An 886-nucleotide genomic window follows, 5' to 3' on the forward strand; every position below is an offset into this window, starting at 1 on the left:
TCTCTGGCCCGATCATCTTCCGGCGAGCAGGCCATGAGATATCGTACGCTCGTGGAAGGTTGCTGCAATCTGGCGTTGATCATCATTCAGGGGCGATGTCGGTCTTTTGATTAGAGTTCGATGCAAGCGAGGCAGCAGTGCTTACGCACTTGCTGGAAATTGCTATTTGAACGCGTGGCTTGTGTATCTTTCATGGAGTAGTATGGCTGACTTGCAAAATCTCCTTACGGTTGCAAATTGACACTCTGCGGACGTGGGCCCCAACCTCGGGCAGCGTCGGGTTCAAGGACGGAGCCGACAGCAGTTGAGTCCGTTCTGCGGAGTGCTGCCATGGCGCGAGCTCTGGCACGGCACAGGCTAGCTGACTTTTTGCGGGACGGCCGCAACCGCGTGGCGGCGCATCGGCGCGGAGGCTGAACATGTCGGGACCGAAGGCGCGAGCCGGGCTCGCGGTGCTRCTTGCAGTGCTTCTGGGCAGCGCGTGGCCTGCGCCGGCCCAGCAGGACTCCTCAGTCCTGTTCCGCAACGTCCGGATCTTCGACGGAAAGAGCGGCGCGCTCTCCGCTGCGTCCAATGTTCTCGTCAGGAACTCGAAGATCGAGAAGATCTCGACCGTGAACATCACGGCCGACGCCCAAGCAATCGATGGCGGCGGCCGGGTGCTGATGCCGGGGCTGATCGACGCGCATTGGCACGCGATGCTGGTGCGTCCGACGCCGGCCGCGGCCCTCGGCGACGTCGGCTACAACAATCTGCTGGCCGCGAGCGAGGCGACCGCGACGCTGATGCGCGGCTTCACCACGGTGCGTGACATGGGCGGGCCCAGTTTCGGCCTCAAGCGGGCGATCGACGAGGATCTCGTCGCCGGTCCGCGCATCTATCCCTC

The 886-nt window shown here is 62.9% G+C and carries 1 protein-coding gene; it reads left to right on the top strand.

The annotated features are described in order from the left end of the window. Positions 1-419: 419 nt before the first annotated feature. On the top strand, positions 420-886 hold a 467-nt coding region (locus tag AC1D00_RS43200), incomplete at its 3' end, for an amidohydrolase family protein (protein WP_477014936.1).

The organism is Bradyrhizobium sp. P2_E8 (assembly GCF_056403875.1).